14 protein-coding genes are annotated in these 19,294 nt (G+C 45.8%); 1 reads left to right on the top strand and 13 read right to left on the bottom strand.

The genetic code is table 11. From position 1 onward, the window contains the following. Positions 1–47: 47 nt before the first annotated feature. From ACR8BL_RS00845 to ACR8BL_RS00790, 12 genes are all read right to left on the bottom strand, one after another. Entirely contained in the window at positions 48–2,708 is a 2,661-nt protein-coding gene (locus ACR8BL_RS00845) for a PKD domain-containing protein (protein WP_434750852.1), read from the bottom strand. A 15-nt stretch (positions 2,709–2,723) separates the two neighbouring features. Continuing rightward, entirely contained in the window at positions 2,724–3,110 is a 387-nt protein-coding gene (locus tag ACR8BL_RS00840; protein ID WP_434750851.1) for a Low copy number virion structural protein, read from the bottom strand. 3 nt (positions 3,111–3,113) lie between these two features. Continuing rightward, positions 3,114–3,530, bottom strand: coding sequence for a hypothetical protein (locus tag ACR8BL_RS00835; RefSeq protein ID WP_434750850.1), 417 nt, complete (start codon positions 3,528–3,530; stop codon positions 3,114–3,116). Positions 3,531–3,616: 86 nt separating this feature from the next. After that, the gene (locus ACR8BL_RS00830; protein WP_434750849.1) at positions 3,617–7,105 is read right to left on the bottom strand and encodes a peptidoglycan DD-metalloendopeptidase family protein; all 3,489 of its coding nucleotides are present in this window, start codon (positions 7,103–7,105) and stop codon (positions 3,617–3,619) included. A gap of 14 nt (positions 7,106–7,119) precedes the next feature. Next, the gene (locus ACR8BL_RS00825) at positions 7,120–8,163 is read right to left on the bottom strand and encodes an S-layer homology domain-containing protein (RefSeq protein ID WP_434750848.1); all 1,044 of its coding nucleotides are present in this window, start codon (positions 8,161–8,163) and stop codon (positions 7,120–7,122) included. 3 nt (positions 8,164–8,166) lie between these two features. Further along, entirely contained in the window at positions 8,167–8,787 is a 621-nt protein-coding gene (locus tag ACR8BL_RS00820; RefSeq protein WP_434750847.1) for an S-layer homology domain-containing protein, read from the bottom strand. Positions 8,788–8,845: 58 nt separating this feature from the next. Beyond that, positions 8,846–14,059 carry a hypothetical protein gene (locus ACR8BL_RS00815; RefSeq protein ID WP_434756517.1) on the bottom strand — a complete coding sequence of 1,738 codons (5,214 nt, stop codon included), beginning with the start codon at positions 14,057–14,059 and terminating at the stop codon, positions 8,846–8,848. 64 nt (positions 14,060–14,123) lie between these two features. Then, on the bottom strand, positions 14,124–14,492 hold the full coding sequence (locus ACR8BL_RS00810) for a hypothetical protein (RefSeq protein WP_434750845.1): 369 nt from the start codon (positions 14,490–14,492) through the stop codon (positions 14,124–14,126). Next, a complete protein-coding gene (locus ACR8BL_RS00805; protein WP_434750844.1) occupies positions 14,453–14,911 on the bottom strand; it encodes a DNA polymerase III subunit gamma/tau in 459 nt (152 codons plus the stop codon). The genes ACR8BL_RS00810 and ACR8BL_RS00805 overlap by 40 nt, the downstream gene beginning before the upstream one ends. A gap of 159 nt (positions 14,912–15,070) precedes the next feature. After that, positions 15,071–16,129, bottom strand: coding sequence for a hypothetical protein (locus ACR8BL_RS00800; RefSeq protein ID WP_434750843.1), 1,059 nt, complete (start codon positions 16,127–16,129; stop codon positions 15,071–15,073). Further along, a complete protein-coding gene (locus ACR8BL_RS00795) occupies positions 16,130–16,591 on the bottom strand; it encodes a hypothetical protein (RefSeq protein ID WP_434750842.1) in 462 nt (153 codons plus the stop codon). A gap of 295 nt (positions 16,592–16,886) precedes the next feature. Beyond that, entirely contained in the window at positions 16,887–17,282 is a 396-nt protein-coding gene (locus ACR8BL_RS00790) for a hypothetical protein (protein WP_434750841.1), read from the bottom strand. 634 nt (positions 17,283–17,916) lie between these two features. Between ACR8BL_RS00790 and ACR8BL_RS00785 the strand changes: the two genes are divergently transcribed. Next, the gene (locus ACR8BL_RS00785; protein ID WP_434750840.1) at positions 17,917–18,195 is read left to right on the top strand and encodes a helix-turn-helix domain-containing protein; all 279 of its coding nucleotides are present in this window, start codon (positions 17,917–17,919) and stop codon (positions 18,193–18,195) included. Between the two features lie 273 nt (positions 18,196–18,468). Here ACR8BL_RS00785 and ACR8BL_RS00780 read toward each other — a convergent pair whose 3' ends face one another. Next, positions 18,469–18,759: a hypothetical protein gene (locus ACR8BL_RS00780; protein WP_434750839.1), complete on the bottom strand. Its 291-nt coding sequence runs from the start codon at positions 18,757–18,759 to the stop codon at positions 18,469–18,471. Positions 18,760–19,294 lie beyond the last annotated feature (535 nt).

Raw genomic sequence — 19,294 nt, 5'->3', positions numbered from 1 at the left:
TAAATAGCACCCCTTTGCTTATTAGCTTTATATGGCAAGCCCTGCTGTTACACAGGACAGTTTACCAGGTATTCCCAAGATGAACCTGACCCTGAACTGGAGGACATGACCACCTTTATTTGTGTTACGCCGCCAACAGGACTGTACTGGAATTGGAGCGAACCTCCGTTAGATACTTCCCTGTTGGTGCTGGCAAGCAACTGGTTCTGATAGTAAACATCCATACGGTCAGCTACCCCATACATGTTGTAGGTGACAACGACTCGTCCAGATGAATTGCCCATCTCATGCAGTTTCTCCGTATAAGCCCCTCCGCCAGAATCATTCAGCTTACCGCACTGCAATGTATTAGCCGGTGGCGGTGGTGGCGGTGGTGGCGGCACGTATTTGGCAGTTACCGTTATGGTTGCCGTAGCCGTTGCCTGCTGACCTACCTCATTCCACACGGTAAGCTTGACCGAATACGTGCCGACATTGTTGAACGTAAACGTTGCATTATCGACTGTATACAAGCCCTTTTTCACATCACTCGCCACTTCCCACTTGTAATTCGTAATCGGGGAATGCTTGTTGTACAGCGATGTGAACTTGATTGCCGTGTCCTCTTCTATGCTTGAGTAAGCAGGGTCGATGGACAGAATCAGAGCAGGGGGTTCAGGCGGTGCAGGAGGAATCTCAGGGAGAGTGTACCCCGCCTTCAGGATGCCGAGAGCGGCAGGTCTGTATGGCGTTGCAGGTCTCTTTGTCAGTGGGGAGATTCCTTCGACCAAATAGTAAGAGTAAACCTCATACCTGTTCTCGTCGTCACAGTAATCTCTCACAGCCTTTAACTCGTCACCATTCATTATAGTTAAGGGAGAGGTTAAAATAACATTTCGCAGTGTTCCGAACGTACCATCTTCAGGATGAACCAGAAGTGCACGGGATGAATGGGCTTTCCCGCTGTACCTTGACGGACTAAACTGGTACTTGTATTGCTCGTTTATGTAATCTTTCCAAGCCCTTGGGTGCTTATGGTTGTCAGCATTTTCCCTTAGCGGTGGCATAGAATTAGAAGGGACATGCCAAGACAGGTAATGCGCCTGATACCTTGCACCGAACTTATTTCGCTTGACCATAATGGAGTCAATACCGTTACTTGGGAAGTGCGGATACTCCTTCATAACAGGAAGCAAAACCTCTTGCTTGATGCTGGCATCGTCATAATTAAACTTACCGGACTGCTTGAGAGAGGCTTCTGCGGTAGCCCCGTCCTTGTTGTATGCCGTACCCGAGAATAAGGCAGATGGTGTACCTTCAGCGTTTCGATTAGTCTCGATATGAATCTCAAGAAACATCCGGCCGGATACCGGCGTGTAGCCACTCACTCCATCTCCACTCACTGCTTCAATGGTCACAGAGGACATGCCCTCGATTCCCGTGATATTGAACTGCCCCATCAACTCAGCATCGTTCCTGTTACTTGTCGGCTCTACCGCCCCGATGGTATTGAACTTCCCGATCTCCTGTCCTGCGATGGTCAGCGTGACAGCTTCGTCAGGCATGTCGCCGTCCGTGTCACCCATTAGCCATACCTTTACATACGAACCTGCATTGACCATTGGTTTACCTGAGATAATTGTGGAAGTCTTCGTTTGCTTCCGGTAGAAGTCGAACGTGATGTCCCGATTAATTACCTCTTCTGTCAAGCCGTTCACATCGAAGTCTCCCATGTAAAGAGGAATCGCAGGTACGGCGTTGTCATCCCAAACCGGAGCAGTGTCCGCAACGATAATCAGCATGAGCGACTTACCGTCCACGAATCCTTTGACGAACACCTTACTATCGTCCCACCAGTTCGTAAATTTTACGTCAACGAAAGCAATCTTCTCTGTGTGCTCAAGCTGAGGGATTCTTGTACGGGACGTGACTATTGGCGACTGGTACATCTGAGGGAAGGAATCAGTAATTCTTGACTGAAGAGCGTTTGTATTGTTGTCCAGACCCCACATGCTTGTCTGCACCTCAACATCCAAAGCCACCCGTTTCAATTCATTGACATTCTCCCACCCAACCATCATCTTCCCGTTTCCAATCCACTTCTCAAGCTGGTAAAAGTAAAGTGTATGCCGCTCAAAGAGCGCATCTTCGTTAGCCTTCTGAATAGCCCAAGAGAATACGCCGCTGTCCTGCGGTGTCAACTGAGTCCCGTAATCGGCATTCTTGTCATAGATTGCGAATGGTACTTTACAGCCTGTCCGTCCGATCTGCTCATTAATGTGAGCTAGCATCGCCATGCCGAACAGGTTTCCCGATATATTTCTGACGACGATGTGCTTGGTCACATAGAAGTCGAAGGTGTCCGCTGAGCCGACCGTACTGTAGTAAATCGCTACCTGACCGGATACCCCTGCTTCAAAGGTAATCGTGGTGGTTTCGTCAGTATTCTTAACCGCCGTGTAATAGGATGTTGGAGCAATCTCCCCATCAAGGAAGATGTAGTAATCATCGTTTAGTACCTTCGGCAAATCTATTACAGGGTTAGCCAACGGAAGGTAGAAACGCTTGATTGTTGGCTTGGTCAGCTTGTTGGAGTAGGCTACCTTAGTAAACTCTGCTACCTTTGACCAGCCGTTGGTTGTCATGATTCCAGCAAGCCCTTCTAGCAGGAACTCTTCGTTGATGGTCGTGTCGAGCCACGGCGTTGGCTGGTAAGACGTATCTGCCATTTCATCACCTCCTTTCTATTTGAGAGTTTGGTAATTTGCCCATACTACCTTAGGCTTGCCGCCCTCATTGAAGAACTCAAAGTGAAGTTGCGTTCCCTTCTTACACGGGATAATCGCCGTCAGGTACATACCCTCCGGTAAATCCTTCGTGTAAATGTTCTTACACACCAGCCGTTCCCCTACGTACAAGTTCCAATAGTCCCTTGCTTCATAGTTGGATACGCCGACTGCAACGGAAAGCAACTCACAATCCTCTTGAATGGTCAGCTTGTGTTCAACCTTTCCCGCCATTTGGGACTCTATCATAATCCCTTCAATGTACGGGTTAGTTTTGGTAGGCATAAAAGGAGGGTCGAGTCTACCGCCTACCAAATAACTTGCAAAATTTGCTCCGCTAGACATTCACTACACCGCCTTAATATATTCGAGTTCCAGATTCTTAAATAATCCGTTCTCTCTAATAATAGTCGCTCTAACCGTGCTGAAAGATGCGATATCCGTTTCCTCTTCTAATTCCTCATTGACCAAGGAAGGATATGTAATCTCTATCAGAAAGCCTTCCACGATTAAATTTTCATCCCGTTCAAGGGTCAGAACTTCGATTACACCGTTATCGTATGTGTACACCACAGAGGTTACGAGAGCAGTATAACCTGCCAATTCTCTGCGGGCTTCCACGTTAATTACATTCGGTTCTACAAGTGCATCCATGACAGTTAAATCATCGCCGCCAGTGTACAGACCGGACTTCTTCATCTCCCTACGAATTAAATCGAGTATGGGATAGATTTCATTCGCGTTTACAAAGTTTCTAGTGTCCATAGCATACACCTCACCTTTCCATAGCATTATAAGAAAAAGCAGGGAACAATTAGCGCCTTAAGCGTAAGTGCTCCCTGCCTATGTGGTTATCCTACTTCTGATATAGACTGCCACGTCAACTCTAGGTAGTTGACGATGCCATCGCTGTTACCGACGATTCTGTTCCCCTTAACCAAGAAGTAATTGGCAGTGAACGTCTTGGAATCGTATACGTAAACAGAGTCCAGCAGTTCGATTAACGGATTACCTTTGACCACGACGTTCTTCGTCCTTGCCTGACGTTTGTAATCAAAGAAAATCTTATTGGCCACATCCTCCTTCAAGTCTCTCAAAGAGTTTCCGTCTATCTCTTCAATCCAATCCAACTGCGCGCCCGCTGTGCGGATATTTCCCTTGGTTGCGATAATCAGAGACTTGTCGAAGAAGTGTTCCACGATACCTGCTGTACCGGAAATCATCAAGTGATTTCTGACACGGGAGTAATCCGTAGAAGAAGTAACTTCCAGTAGATTCTCTCCATCAATGAACTCCCACTTCATGCCCGCTACCATAGCCCAGTCTGGTGAATCGAGGAAGTCCATCTTCTCCATTCGGAACGTTCCATACCTGTCGCAGTAGGCACGGTAAGGAATATCTTGGATAAGAGACTGTACGGCATCTGAAGCGTTTGTACCTATTGGGAAGGATACACTTGCCACGAACGGATTCTGCCAGCCGCCCACTTCCATAATATTCTCCTGAGTTACGGCTTCAAGTTCTCCGCTCTCCTTGTTGAATTTCATGAAGGTGTCCTTCCCTTTGTTCACGTCAATGTAAACTGTGTCCTCAATTACGTAGTCAGGGTTGCTCATATCCTCCGAATGAAACTTCCACGTGCTCATTCCTGCATGGACAACAATGTCTTCTACAATGCTTGATTTAATCCAGGAGAACGCCCCGCTATCTCCTGAATAAGCTTCTTCCGGTGGGTACTGCATAGGCTTGTAGAAGATAAATTCCTCAAGCATGTCGTACCTGTCTACGCAGCTAAACGAGACGGTCTTATCTTCGGAGTTCTCCGTAATTTCGCCTTTAATCATTCCAGTGAATACACGGACAACTTCTTCCCCGTATCCCGCATAAATCCTGATTGGAGTGTACTCGCTTATAACATGCCGCAGTTCCCCTTCTTCGTAATAACTCAACGGAGACTTGTCAGTCTTAAATGAGTCAGGGAACTCTGGTCTACGCTCCCAAGATGGAGAATAAATACCGGAAGAGTTGTCCAGCGTTAGCCGTGCGGTACTAATAGTCGCATCGAGGTGTGTGTTGATTTCCCAACTCATTACGTCCTTATCGATGGAGTACATGTCCTCATAAACGAAGTCCCCAACTTCGTACCACTTCTCATCATACGTGTCACCAATGGCAGTAGCTAGTTGCTCGATGGCGTAGTCGTTGGAAGAGTACTTCACACTATCGAGATACATCGTTCCATCCGTCACTGCAAACAGGATTCTGCTTTGGTACGGATAGTCGAATGCCGCCCCACGGATTCCGGTGTTGACCCAGACATCATTTATCTTCACATACACGTCGATATCCGTTTGGTCATGGCAGACTACTGTGTACTCGATAAAATCAGAAGTCGTATTGAGCTTATACGTGCCGCCACCAGAAGTATAAATTTGGTCATTCTTGATGTTCAGAAGAAAACCCTTCTTTCCATCACTTATAACTAACTTACCGCTGGTACCTGCCGCTGTCTTCAGGCTAAAGTTAATCGTAAACGGAAACTTCTTGATTTTACCTAGCCGCTCGATACCTGCTTCACCCCCGTTGGTCGAGATTGCCTGATAATCTCCCTTGTCCTTCTGTATGACCGTGCTGTACGGAGTCCATTGGTTGGCACTGTTCATTCCATCTTCAAAGTCCCACATTGCCTTCGACTCAACGGTCTCTACATCGAACTCTTTCGCTCTGAGCCACAAGATACCGAACTTTCCTCTCGATGCTTTCGAGGAATTGGCGAAAGTGAATTTCACCACGTTATGTCCTTTGGGCATCGGGATGGAAGGTGGGTATGCCACTCCGTTTTTAGCGCTAACCCCGTTGATACGAACTACTTCGTAATCATTAACTGTGACGATCATCGTGTCATCCAGTTCAAGGTCAGAGAAGTATGCCCAGCCAAGGTTTCCTGCCTTAAACCAATCATGCTCAAAAACCAACGTCTTTACCTGACCTGCCCCGCCCGTTCCGTTAAATCCGAGAACGTTCATCGAAGTCTTGTCATCAACAACGGTCATTTGAATAGCACCGTTTGTCTCTGTGTACTTCTTGACATCAAGCGTAGTCTTCTTGGTCGTAAAATCCTTGAAGTAGGTTTGTTTAGTGGTTGTCCTGTTGTATTGGTACGTGACGATTTCCTTGTCGATGCTGGCATCTCCCGCCGAGTCTGACGTTCTTGGTTTACCATCGCCCCAAGACTTGACTCTTACAACAACGGGCTGCCTTCCAAACTTAAGGGCATTCGCCTTCGTATCATAAAGAATGTCAATCCGGTTGCCTTTGATATCCCCGCCTGTGTCATCCGCAAGATACTCTCCCCAACTCGTTCCATTGACAATCAGTTCCACTTTACTCTTCAAAGGAATAAGAGAGGGATCTACCGCGATGATCTTCCAGTTCTGCCATGTTTTCACGTTAGTTCCGCCCTTTGTGATTCCAATACAGCCGGGGCAATCTGATACATATGCCGTTGCTTCCATATTGTATTCAACGTAGGAGGTCGAGTCTGCCATTACCTCTGAAGCGTCCATTAGAACAGAAGCATCCTGAATGTTCCTTCGGTCAATTTTCTTGCTTGCTGTCTGAATGGTTTTCTTGCCCCGCAGGAACGGTTCAGGATTCTGTGGTACGTCGTTAAATCGTACTTCAAAGTGTAAGTGCGTTCCGTCACCGCCACCACTGGAGATGGAGTGTCCGGTGTTGCCTCCCAGACCTACAAGACCACCTGCGTTAACCTTATCCCCCACACTAACACTGATTTTGTTTAAGTGAGCATACCTTGTCTGCCATCCGTTTCCGTGATTGACGTAGACGACTTTACCATACCCTCTCAAGGTTCTGGCGATGGTTACTGTACCTGCCCACACAGCGTATACAGGGTCGTTCATCGCCAGATCAAGGTCAATCCCTTTATGCTTCTTACGGGAACAGCGAGGGTCTGTCTCGAACCAGTCGGTGATATACATCCCGTTGATGGTACGCTTGCCATTCTCTTTCCCGTGCATCGTTGAACTTGTTTTGATTGGCATGGAGAAGTCTGCGTTTCTCAGATCGGTGCTGGTATCAACCAGCGTACCGTCAACGTAGTTCGTAATCTTCTCCGCTTTGTCGATGGACAACATATCATTCACTGCACTGTCTACAACGTACTGGACTGCATCGTATTTTCTACGAAAGCCCCGTACATATGATGTTTTATCCAACTCTACGATTACCCTAGGCTCGTTCCCTAGCGCGTTCACACGCTCCATAATTCCTTGTAGCAATTGCCTTGAAGGGTAATTAACGTTAGATACATAAGCCACTTAAGCCACCTACCTTATCTATATTTCTCCGTAATCCACTCGATCAATCTGTTGAGGAAGGTTACGGCTTCCGCTCTTGTAATACATGCTTCCGGTTCAAACTTACCATCTTCATAAAGCGGGAACACATAACACCCGTCATGGAATTTTTCATCTAACAGGGTCAGTACATCGTTCGAGTACCATTTGGAAAGAATAACATCCTTATCCACAATCGGTCTCAGCGGCGTATCATTGTAGGTGAATACACGGTCGGTGTACCGATTGTGCAGATTCTCGTAAATACGGCTCATGAGTGCGAAGAAGTCTCCGCGACGAATACGAACGTCTCCGAAAAATCGATCGTTGTACGTCACTCGCCCTGATTCCACGACGACTGTTTCACTTGTACGTCTACTAACCTTTTTAATTACGGCGTTATACCCTATGACAGCAGGGAAGCCATTGTACATGTATGGCAAGTAAACTTCACCTTTATGAATAACAAACACGTCACGCTGAAATCCGATCGCGTTCCGGATGACCACGCCCGCATCACTTCCTGCGCCAACGGTGACGAGAAGTCTTTTCAGCTTCACGCCAAGGACTGTACAAGACTCCGGTTGGTTGCTGTAACTGAAATGGTATGTAGAAGCATACTTCAGGGTAGCGTGTGGCATCCGGTAGTCGCCTGATTCGTTGTAAGGGGTATTGACACACCCGATATCTTTCCGATCAGGGATGCCATAAGCAATGACCACAACTTCAATGCCCGCCGACAGCGGGTTGGTCATTGTCACTTTTCCGTTCTCTACCTTCTCAGGAAGAACCTCCACCCCATTTACGATGACGAACACCGGATTGTTCACGTGGTATTTGTAATCAGGTACAAGAAACTCTTGCTGTCCGCTTACGGTCACGAACCGCTTGACCATTCGCTCGTACCCTTCTTTGAACACGTTGTACGTCATACCGCTTAAAACCTCTACGTCACCCGTCAAATCCGTTCTCAAACGGGTAATCTCAAGTGTATCACGGTAATACCAATCCAGCGGATCTACGTCAATCCATCTTTTCATTTCTTAATACCCCCTCAGCAACTTGTCTACGTGTCGATATGTCCGCATAAGGAACGTAATGGATTCTGCTCTTGTAGCCGCTTCGTCCGGACGGAAATAAACAACAGACTCCCCGTCTGCTTCCCAGTTCGTTGCGACAAGTCCAAGCTGTTGCATATTGTCGATATACTTTTTTGCCCAATGGTTTTCGATATCAATGAACTCTGTCATGTACTTGTACTCAAAATCTTGCTTGCGGACGAGAGACATGCCGATGGTTACGATGTACTTCGTTTCCATCTCAGCGGTTTTAATATCGGGTTCTCCGGTCAGGATGCCGATGTAAACTGTACCCTTCTCGTCGTAATACTTATGTTGAGAGCCGATGAACTGAAGCCAGTCGGCATATTCCTTCTTAGAATAAAACAGCATGGTTAGGGTAGCGTTATAATGAGACGTTCCGTTCTGCACAAGTCCCGCAGAAGATGCCAAGGTCTGGTTGACATGGGTCTTCAGGTAAGGCGTCGGCGGTTTGTACTCCGTAATCAGCTTTGCCTTGACCTGATTAAACTGGACTCCGTTGTCGTAAAACAGTTTCTTCTTATATACCGAATCCTCTGACAAGAGGTCATTTTGTTGTGTCATGGTCGTACCTCCTTATAAAATAACTCCCCATCTCATTATAAGACGGGGAGTGGTTTCGCTAACTTCTATAGTTGCTAGGATTCATAGCCTGTTGGCTACGAAGGTTTCCTACCCGGCCGACAGACAAGCCTTGTCCAATGGATTGTCCGACTTGTTGCAATTGGCGGTTTGTCATACCGTTGGTGATGTTAGGAAGCGTGATGTTGACGGTGACATCCCCTGTACCAATGGTTGTCGTGTTGTGAGTGTTGCCACGGGTAAGGTACTCGTAGCGGCTCATAGCACTTACTCCATTAGGCATGTTAAACGTTCCCGCTGTGGATTTCATTTCATCCAGGATACCCAACTGAGTCTGTAAAGATTGCTTTTGCAAGTCTCGGATTTCGGCGTTAATCTTAGTCGTTTCGTCCGCTCCCGCCGAAGGAAGTTTAGCTCTCAGATCGGCAATGACTTGATTGATTTCAGATACCTCTTGCTTGGCATTGGCAATCCGCTTGTTACGAAGCATAGGCGAGGAGTCGTCAGGGTTACCAGTCCGTAACTTGAGTTCCAGTAAATCATTCTCACGGTCAGAACTGTTGTCCTGTATCTTAGCCCTGCCAATTCCGATGGAAGCAAGATTGTACTCCTTAATACGCGCTTGCTCATTGGCGATTGTATTCCGAAGCTGTAAAACCTGCATTGCTTGGTCATCGGTGAGATCTCCGTCGGCTTGGATGGCTTGTAGATTCGCCAACTCATTTTTCATCTGAGATAGCTTACTCAGTGTAATCTTCTTCATGATGTCCAAATATTCTTGAGACTGAGTGTCCATGTTGTACGCCGCCGCCAGTTCCTTGGCTTGAGCAATAAGGTCAATGCGAGACAAGCTGGTGTTAACCTTACGAACCCGACTTTGATACGTTTCTTGTTTTGAGTTCAACTCTTCCGGCATAATAACAGCGTTTCCTTCGGATTCCACTTTATCTCTTGTCGAAGTAAGGTTATCGTAAGCCGCTTTAGCATCGGTGTACTCTTGCGACCCAGGGGCAGCGTTGTCCATAACAGCCTTGGCGTTGGCAATATACTTGTCAATGATAGCCAGTTCTTCATTCAATACTTGTCGCATGGATTCAGACTGCTTCTTACGAAGTGCAATGTATTCGTCGGAATCAGTCTTCATTCCGCCCATGAGCGCACGAAGCGTGTTAATTTGGCTGGTGTCTTTAATCTCATTGATACGGTCAGAGACACGGCTTAGAACAGAGCCAGAGTCGATGGAAGAGAACTGGGCTGCACCTTCCTTGTACTTGTCGTCATAATCCTTCTCCGCATTCTTTTGAATTCTCTTATCCTCTGCCTCTTTAAGCTTTGTTGCTTCGTACTGCTTGCTAATCGCTTTTTGTCGCATCTTTTCTGTTTCAGCAGCACGTCCAGACTTTGCATTAAACTCAGCAACGGCTTCCTCTACTGTCTGTCCGCCGACGGCTTCCCGTTGTTTGAGATATTTTGAAAAGTCTTCACGACTTCCCGAGAAATTGAAATAATTCATCATCTCGTCCAGCATGGCGTCGCCTTCATATAAGCCGAAGTTGGATGGAGTTCCATTGGTTAATGACGATATCCCGTTCATTGTGGAGTAGTAAAACCCTGTAGCCTCATTCAGAGCCCAACTCCAACCGCCTTCAGCATTCGCGTTAATCTTGTTAGCCATGCCTTTCAGGTCGTTGTCACGGTCGTCAGCCTGAGCAAGTAACCTTTCGTCATCTGTTGACATGTAAGACTCTGCCAATCCTTTAGCCGCTTGAGCGAGACCGATTGCCCCGGCAATCTCCAGCGCCATCTTAGCGAAACCTCCCGCTAAATTCTTAACAGAAACCAGAGCTCCCTTGCCCAAATCAGGAATATCCTTCAAGAACTGCTTGAACCCATTCTTGAGGGACGCCGTAGAAGACATTGAGGAGTTCATGCCTCGTACAGCATTGGACAGATCTCCGAAGGCAGGAGATGCTTGTCGAGCAGAAGCAGCGGCTTCCCGCTGGGTCTTCTCGTAATCATCCATCGCAGTACTCAGCTTTTGGATATCGTCAATCGGAGGTAAGCCGTTTCGCTGTCTGTCCACCAAGTGGTCTTCAAATCCCTGGAAATCTCCTTGTGACATTTGGGACATCCTATTGGACAAATCCAAGTAATTGCTATCGCTTGCTCTATGAGTATTAAACACTCCTTGATTGGCGGTGCTGCTGTTCAGGGTGGTCAGGAGGCTAGGGGTAATGACCGAAGCCAGTTCAGCTCGGGTACTTAGGCGATTGTGATACTGCTTCGTCCGGTCGAATTTTTCAGCATTCGTCAACTCCTTGCCTGGCTGCCAATTTTTAGCTTCGTCCATCGTGCTAAATAGAGTCTGCAAATCTTTAACTTCTACCTTATTAGAAGTCAGGTAGTTCTCATAGTGCTTACGTTGCTTGTCCGTCAATCCGTTCAGATCACTTAAATATCCACCGAGCAATGGGTCTTTCTGCATCTCTCCGACCTGCTTACGGCTCATTTTCTTGATAGAATCATCAACATCCATGCCTGATACGTTCTTCAGGAATGCAGTACGTGCAGTCTCTCTCTGAAAGTTTGGTCTAAAGGCAGCATCAACCTTCCCAGCTCCCCACTTGATCCCCTTAAGCAGCATCATCCCAAGCAATACGTTAGATAACACGTCTCCTAAGGTGACGAACAATTGGGCATTCTTCGTTACGTGTTCCGCCATGTTCATAAGTGCGTAGGACACTTTATTGATGGTAGGGGTCATCTCCTGAACAAGAGCATCAAAGGCAATAGTTATGCCTTGCCCTGCCCGTTTAGTGTTGACGAGTGGGTTGTCTACAGATGACTTAACCATGTTCTCATATTTAGATTTATCAAAGTTTCCACTAACTTCCATGGTCTTAACAAACGTGTTCATAATCTCGTGCATTGTAGCCGCACCTTTGGAAGATTGGTACGTACCAAACAAAGCATCGTTGGTATTGCGGACGGTAGGGCTGTCTGCACCGGACAACTTCTCGGCAATGGACTTAAATAATTCCTCCGCTGGAACAAGAATCTTTGCTCCTGTGTCATCAACTTTCGCGAGACCCAGTTCCTGCAATTTTTTCATAGCTTCAGGAGATTGAAGTCTGTTGGCTACTTCTGCACTGTCGTCGCCGTAGTATGAATCAACCTGTGATTTATCCATCTTGTTCAGTGCATTAGGGGACTGTAATCTATTCAGGATGGAGTTGTAGAAATTATCAACTTTCCCTCCTTCAAGTGCAGTTCCTTGGAGAGTCGTACCCGCCATAACGATTGCCGTTTCAGGGTCAACTTTGGAACTTGAACTTTTCAGCGCATCCATAATTTGCTCAATACTTGCTTTTGTCACGTCGGATACAACCGCCAAAGGTTGTGCGATTCTATCCTCCAGATCAGCCACCCCAAGTCCAAACTTAGCCTTCGTTGACGCGAGACCATTGGCGATATTGACAGGATTACTTCCAGGGGCTAGTGCATTCAACTGTGCAGTTACGCGGACAAACTCCTTCATCTCTACAGGGTCATCAAGCAAACCAGAAGCCATGCCGCCTACTTGATAAAGCTGTTTGTAATCTGTGCCGTAAAACATAGACTGCTGTCTGATAAAGTTTTGCAGATCGCTGACCGTACTCTCCACGCCAGCCATGTTCGTCCTTTCAAGCGGGTTGCCGTCTTTGTCCTGGTTGTATTTGTCCTTCTGCTTCAAGTTCTGCATCATTTTAAGCTTTTCAGGTTGAATATTCTTAAATGCCTCAACCCCTTTAGACATCGCCATCATTAGAACATTATCGAAGGCTCCCGAAATTCTTTGACGCATGATGTTGATGATTGCCCCTTGTACAGCTTCGGCGTTAACCGCTCCCGACCCACTAGCCTTTTCACTACTACTGCTTCCTTTGGATGCAGTTCCTCCACCGTCGTTGAGACTGTCAGAAGAAGACGAACCAGGACGAGGTGTAGAAAGGCCAAGTCCTCCTGTATTCCGAATCTGAGTATCACTGTTAAGTCCACCTGGTCCGGATTGAACCTTATTAATCTCTTGGATGATCGACTGCATCTGAACGTCAAATTGCTCACGGATTTTGTTAATTAATGCATTGTTGATGCGGTTAATCTGATTCACAAGATGATGCTTCAACTTAGGCTCAGGAGTGATTTCCACATCTTGTATGGCCTTTGTTAATTGCTCAATCTCTTCCTGAACATTGTTGCTCATTTTCTTATCAAGAGCCTTCGCCACTCGTTCAAATTGAGCCTTCAATCCAGCGCCGCGAATAGAGCCTAAATCGACTGTACCGAGCGCTTCCAGCTTGTCCACCGTAGTGTCAAGTTCCTGAGCAAGAATCTTCTTGACCTTCTTGCTCAGGTCGCCTAATGGAATCTGCATCTTGCCCGCCATTGCAGTGTTAATGCCTGCAACAGTTTTGTTGACGTATTCATTCAGGCTTTGTTCGATTTCGTTAGGGATTCTCTTTACTTTGTCCGCAACTTCCATTCCGCTCATGTCGGGAATTTCAACATCCAGTGCTTTCAACAATTTTTCCTTAGCTTCCTTGATTACCTTGTTCAGATCTGCCTTGGAAATTTTCATGTCACCGGCATCAGCTACGTCAGGGTTCTGAAGCATATTCACAATCTTTTGTTTGATTTTATTGACGAAAGCCATAACCGTTTCCTTGCCAATCGTAATCTGTAAACTGTCAAGAGTTTCCGATTTAACCTGATTGGATTTTTGCTTCTGGATCGTACTGACAAGGTTTCGAATTTGTAGTTTGATGACCTTGGCTACTTCTTTATTAATCTCGTTAAAGCCATCTTTACCGATAGGAAGCTTCTGTCCGCTAACGTAGTTAGGGGCGATTTCAATATGTATGTTACGAACATACGTCCGCAACTCTTCGTTGATTTCATTTTCTACTTTGCGCAAGATACCTTGAAGAGTCTCAGGTTTAACACGGAGCCCAGCCGAACCTAACTGTTCAAGAACAATCCCGTTCCCTGCGATGAGATTGTTGAGTTCATTTGTCAACGACTGACGGAGATTGCTTCCAGACTCACGTGATACCTGCGATTGCAAACCGGACAGAGACGAACGCATTGCGTCAATCCGCTGCTCCAATCTACCAAAACGAGAATCGAGAGTTTCCATCTCCTGCCCATATCGAGCCATATGATCTATGGATTTCTGCAACTCTAAAATTACGTCCGTTTGGATTTTGTTGTTCATAGTCTCACCACCCTCATAAAATAAAACTCCTGCCCCTCCCTAGAAGGAAGCAGAGCAGGAGGATTTATAATAGCTGTGCAAGGAAATTCATGTCTTCCGCATCGGCTACTTTATAACCATTCATGTATTTACCGTCAGTTGTTACTTCCTCTTCACTGGTTGAATCACCAGCAGGAACGCTTCCTCCGAACAGACCGCCAAGCGACATGGTAGAAACCTTGATTGTAAACTGAATGTGTTCGTTGCATTGTTCCAAGTAGTAACCTAACTGAGGTAAGGTTAACTGCCACACATCATGCTTTTTCAAGTGGCAGTAGTGGGCCAGTTTGAAGAAGATGTTAGCCCAATCGACAGGCGGCTGACTGTCATAGTCTTCTTCCTCTTCCTGAGTGGTTACATGGACTTTTTTAGCCCATTGAGACCAATCATGCAATCGATAATCTGTTTAGCCGTCTCCAAATCAACGTACTCGCCAAGATGCTCGACCGTCATGTGTTTGTAATATGGCTTAAATGCCACCAGGAGTACCTCAAGCAACTCCTCAAATCTATCTTCCTCATCTTCAGGGATAAGGTTAGCGATGATTACACCGGAATCAATCGTATTGAGTCTCTTCATCAACTTTCGAGCATCAAGCAACCCTAGTGGTGGGATGTAATACGTCTTACCATCACGTAAACGAACCTGTTCATCTGTCTCGAAGAATACTTTTTCACGAATGTCAGCTTCATCTTGGGTTAGTGGCTTCTTCTCTTCTTCAGCCGTTCCCTGTGGAGTCTGATCTTCTACTTGACTGGCCACTTCTTCAGCGATGCCTCCAGCTTTTGGAATAACTAAATCTCGTTCACTCATTTGAATAGCCCCCTTTATATTTCTCCCCCAAAAAAAGTGAATCAAATTGACTACAGGGCGGGGGAAGTCCCTGCAATCAACTCATAGAACATTCTAAGTAAGTCAGCCTAGACTCTAACATTAGGTATGTAAAAAGACTCCCCGAAGGGAGTCTAGTGATTAGCATTCTTCCGCAGATACAGAACCGACTTCGTAACGCTTGATAGAACCAAGCTTACCATCCGGACGTTCAGGGTCGATTACTGTCAGCGTTACGCTATGCGTGGACGCTTGTTGACGTTGTGCGTCGAGAGTGAAGTTGGACTTCACGCGGCATTGAAACAACTCGGTTTGAAAAGCTTGGATCGTACCGTCCTTCTGCTCGAACTGACCATCGTGAACAACATGTACTGTCAACGGCATGTCTTTGGTTGTGATATCGAGGATATCCACAACTTCGTTCCGTTTGTAGTTGACGTAAATGTTTACGTCTTTGAGGGCCGAGTTGAACTTCAGAATGCCACCACTTACTACGTACTGGTCTTCCGTAGGAGTAGAGCTAGTCGTTTTCTTAAGCAATTTGTTACCTTGCAGAGTACGAACAGAAATCTGAGGGTCAACGTTCAGGGATGCTCCGTACACAAGATCAACAGTAAAGTCTGAGCCGTTCTGTTTAACCGTGTGCTTTTCTTCCAGCACCCACACGAAGCCGTCAGGGTCTGGTGTGATTCCAGCCAGTGCCGCAGCGTAAACGATGACAACAGTCTTACCTGCAAGCGCCATATCAAATACGACATCCTGACCAGTGACCGTAACGTCTGTACTCAAGTCAGCGCCGCCCACAGCACCCTCGAAAGACTTAGGTGATGGAGAAGCAAGAGCGACTTGAGTAAGTTTCGCTTGAAACGGAGAAGCGGAAGGGACTACAAAGGTCTCAGTGACCATGCTGTACGCAGAACCAGAAACACCTTCACGGAGTTTCGAGCCAGTAGCCAAACGTACCAGGTTAAGGTCGAACTTAGCGGATTCCGCTGTGATATCGATTGTCTTCTTACGCAGCAACGTATCCAGTGCTACGCTGGAGTCACCGCCCTCAATGTCCTGCATGTCCAGCTGAATATCCAGACGCATGTTGTTCAACGTACCGATTGTAACGAGGTCGTCACAGTTCGGGATTTTCGCCATAAACTTACCAGCGCCCTTAATCAACATTTTTTTGTTCTTAGTAACCTTACTCATTCAGAAAACCTCCTTATATTTATCTATCCCAATAGTGAAGCATATTTGGGTGAAATACTTGTAGGTGTTCTCTAGGTCGATGTCGTCTTCAGCACTTGTGACATACTCACCTTTGAACACACTTCCTTTCGGCATCCAAAAGTATTGATCGTCGAAAATTTGGCAAATGCGGTCAGCGATGTTCACTGCCAGTTCCACGTCATCCTGTGTATAGATATCGAAATCAACGATGAACCTATACTCATGGTAATTCTCGCCTCTTGCGCCGGGATTTTTGTAGAACGTAACCAAGGGCAAGTTGTGCTGAACTAAGCCCTGCGGCTTCTTTCTCTTCTGGATCTTCGTTGCCAAATCTTCCAGAGAAGCGTCTGCCTCCAGCCCCAGCATGGCAAAAATCTCAGGGTCTTGACGAAGCGTGGAATGAATATAGGCGTAAACATCAGAGACGTTGATCTTTCCCATATCATCACATCCTCTTATGAATGCTTCATATACCAATATAAGTTGAGATAGGTATATTTTTAACCGCCCTGCGTACTGCGTTGTCCACCATCGAAAATGGACTCATTAAGATTGTCTGCGAACACGGAGACGGGGCAAAATCTACCTAAACGGTTGTTTTTCATCCTCTCAGGAGTGCTCCTGACGTTGGATTCATGGATGTTGTCGCCCAAATCAACCACTGCCCATAGGGTCTTTAGCAGCCAAGTAGAGGGTGTGCGTGCTATCGATGACCATCCATCCCAACCATGCTTCTTTACTTGATTTCGATAATGGATACCACAGGCTGGCTACCTGAAGTCATAAATAACTTCCGAGTCTTGAAAGCCTTTTGCTCCTTGAAAAGCACACGTTGATCTTCATTGCCCACTCGGAGATTCGGCTTGTCACTGACATAGATATCCCCGAAGCCCAAGTTCTCGACAATCAAGATGGTATCTTCTTCTTGAGCGTTATAAATGAACTGACCGGAATTTGAAAGTTGTTGGGTAAACTCTGCAACCACATCGCCCTCCAATCCATCCACACTAACCGTATCAGTCTTTACTTCAGGGGCTTTAGGGGCCTTAGCTAGTACTTTTAGCTTGGCTTCTTTCTTCGTTTCTGAAGGGGATTCAGCAGCCCTCTTCCGTTTGTTTGTTGTTCCTACCATTGTTAAAATGCTCCCCTCATTGTGATATGTAATCATTCAACCCAAGTAAAAGTCATCAACTAATTTCTGACCAGACTTAGATCAGACACTCCGTCCAGGAGCGTTACTGTGACTTTCTCACCACCTTTCTATCTTTGTCACAGGTCATTATAGGGTGAAGACCTTTTTGAACTTAAAGTAGGTCGTATTTACCTGCTGTACGTTCATTATAGGTAGGTGGAGCCTCGCTTTAACGAAGGCTTATAAAAACAAATAGCGTGACCGGCAGGGTAACGCCACGCTTCACCATAGTTTTACTCAGTGAGTATTTTCACTAAACCTTCTCTATGTTTATTACTTTATATCTCTTTTATCTTTTATCTTTTTATCTCTTAATCTTTTATATCTCTTTATTCGGTGTAAACTTTACAATACAGAAACTCACAACAAATGCACTTTTTACACTTCATAGGGAATCTGAATGGTAAACTGTACACTTCAGACTGAATGGTAAACCGTACACTTCAGACATAACATGCAGTATGCATCTATTTAATTCCGTATATTGTATAAAAAGAAATATATAAACACGTATATAATCTACTAATCTTGTGAATAATGTCTCTACCAACAAAATGAGAGGTAGTGAGATTCCATGAGAGCAAGCACATACGGCGTGGTAAAGGACGTAGAAAATGAGAGTTATTGGCTGGCGGCTGACCTATTTGAGAGAGGGTTGAATGCTTCGGCTATCACCACATACCTTGCGGTGATGAAACTTCTGAGCGATGGCAGGACGGAGTTCCCGTTGCAAGATGACATCGTAAAGCTGACTAAACAGAGCAGGAAAACAGTTGTCGTATCATTACAGGCTTTGGAGGATTGCGGAATACTGTTCTATGTTTATACCAAAAGAAACAGAGCCACGGCGTAAGTTGCCTGTGGCTTTGTCTTTAGTTTCTGGATGCCCCTCTCTTCTTCATACATGGTCTACATCCAGTGAGTGTTTTTGGTAGAACTTGCATCCGTTGGTTGGAATCATCTAACTCTTCAAGCAAGACCAAGTAACCATACCGGTTCATGACTTTTCCCGTAATATTACCGATACAATGGAGACAAAGCAGGGGCTCTCCTTGAAGCCCTTCGGCAACAAAGTTCTCCCTTGCTTTATCTGTGACGTACCTGAACTCGCACTTCATGCACTTGATTAGCGAATCCACTTTACGTCAGTCCCTTTGTTCGACTTCTTACCGGAAAGAGTTAACAGCCAACGCTTCACTTCTCGAACCAATTCCTTGTAAGGGTCATTAGCGAATCTCTTGATTGGATCACCGTTCAGTAGAATACAAAAGTTATCTTCATTCGTCTTGTCGAAGTCAATCGCTCTATCAAGCAACCTAATATCGACGGCTTCAGATCCGATATGCAAATTATTATATAATAGTACATTCAAGTTCTTCACCGACGTGTCGGTAAAACCTGATCTCAGATATTTCATTGTTATCCCCCTAGTCCAAGTAATTTTCTCCGTATCTCCGCTTTCTTCTTATCTTGAGCACAAGGTCGACACTCGTAAATTCCCATGTACCTATCCACTAACTCTTGATAAGGAACATTCAAGGCATCCGATAGACAATGGATACATTTACTGTCTTCCGTCTCATAGATAGTGGCTAGAGCCTTTGCATTCTGCGTAATAAACCTTCCGCAACCGCATTTCAATATGACCACCTCATGTAACAATATAGGCAGGTTTGTGCGCATTTGAACTTTTTGTACGCACTAGATGCATCCTTTAACTTAGATGGCTCGACTGCTGATAATGTAAGGAGAAAGTTAGTAAAATACTCGAAAAATTTTCTCGAATAGGAAGAATACTCCTAGACATACGTGTGCATGAGAAAAAAAGCCTTGAGTATCAAGACTTTTAATGCAAGCATTTTAAGTTCACGGTGCACTTAAGTGAATCTATCACATTACTTCTTACACTATATAGGAATTTATCTGGATGCCAACGCTAGTACCTCTTTCAA

This window comes from Paenibacillus amylolyticus, from assembly GCF_051136285.1.
Taxonomy (GTDB): Bacteria; Bacillota; Bacilli; order Paenibacillales; family Paenibacillaceae; genus Paenibacillus; species Paenibacillus amylolyticus_F.
Note: the sequence above shows the minus strand (reverse complement) of the source record. Positions and strands in the feature narration are given on the sequence as shown.

Bases quoted from the DNA above. Each gene is read 5' to 3' on its own strand.
- ACR8BL_RS00845 (WP_434750852.1), bottom strand. From the start codon at position 2,708: ATGGCAGATACGTCTTACCAGCCAACGCCGTGGCTCGACACGACCATC.
- ACR8BL_RS00800 (WP_434750843.1), bottom strand. From the start codon at position 16,129: ATGAGTAAGGTTACTAAGAACAAAAAAATGTTGATTAAGGGCGCTGGT.
- ACR8BL_RS00820 (WP_434750847.1), bottom strand. From the start codon at position 8,787: ATGACACAACAAAATGACCTCTTGTCAGAGGATTCGGTATATAAGAAG.
- ACR8BL_RS00795 (WP_434750842.1), bottom strand. From the start codon at position 16,591: ATGGGAAAGATCAACGTCTCTGATGTTTACGCCTATATTCATTCCACG.
- ACR8BL_RS00840 (WP_434750851.1), bottom strand. From the start codon at position 3,110: ATGTCTAGCGGAGCAAATTTTGCAAGTTATTTGGTAGGCGGTAGACTC.
- ACR8BL_RS00805 (WP_434750844.1), bottom strand. From the start codon at position 14,911: ATGAGTGAACGAGATTTAGTTATTCCAAAAGCTGGAGGCATCGCTGAA.
- ACR8BL_RS00780 (WP_434750839.1), bottom strand. From the start codon at position 18,759: ATGAAATATCTGAGATCAGGTTTTACCGACACGTCGGTGAAGAACTTG.
- ACR8BL_RS00785 (WP_434750840.1), top strand. From the start codon at position 17,917: ATGAGAGCAAGCACATACGGCGTGGTAAAGGACGTAGAAAATGAGAGT.
- ACR8BL_RS00815 (WP_434756517.1), bottom strand. From the start codon at position 14,059: ATGAACAACAAAATCCAAACGGACGTAATTTTAGAGTTGCAGAAATCC.
- ACR8BL_RS00835 (WP_434750850.1), bottom strand. From the start codon at position 3,530: ATGGACACTAGAAACTTTGTAAACGCGAATGAAATCTATCCCATACTC.
- ACR8BL_RS00825 (WP_434750848.1), bottom strand. From the start codon at position 8,163: ATGAAAAGATGGATTGACGTAGATCCGCTGGATTGGTATTACCGTGAT.
- ACR8BL_RS00790 (WP_434750841.1), bottom strand. From the start codon at position 17,282: ATGGTAGGAACAACAAACAAACGGAAGAGGGCTGCTGAATCCCCTTCA.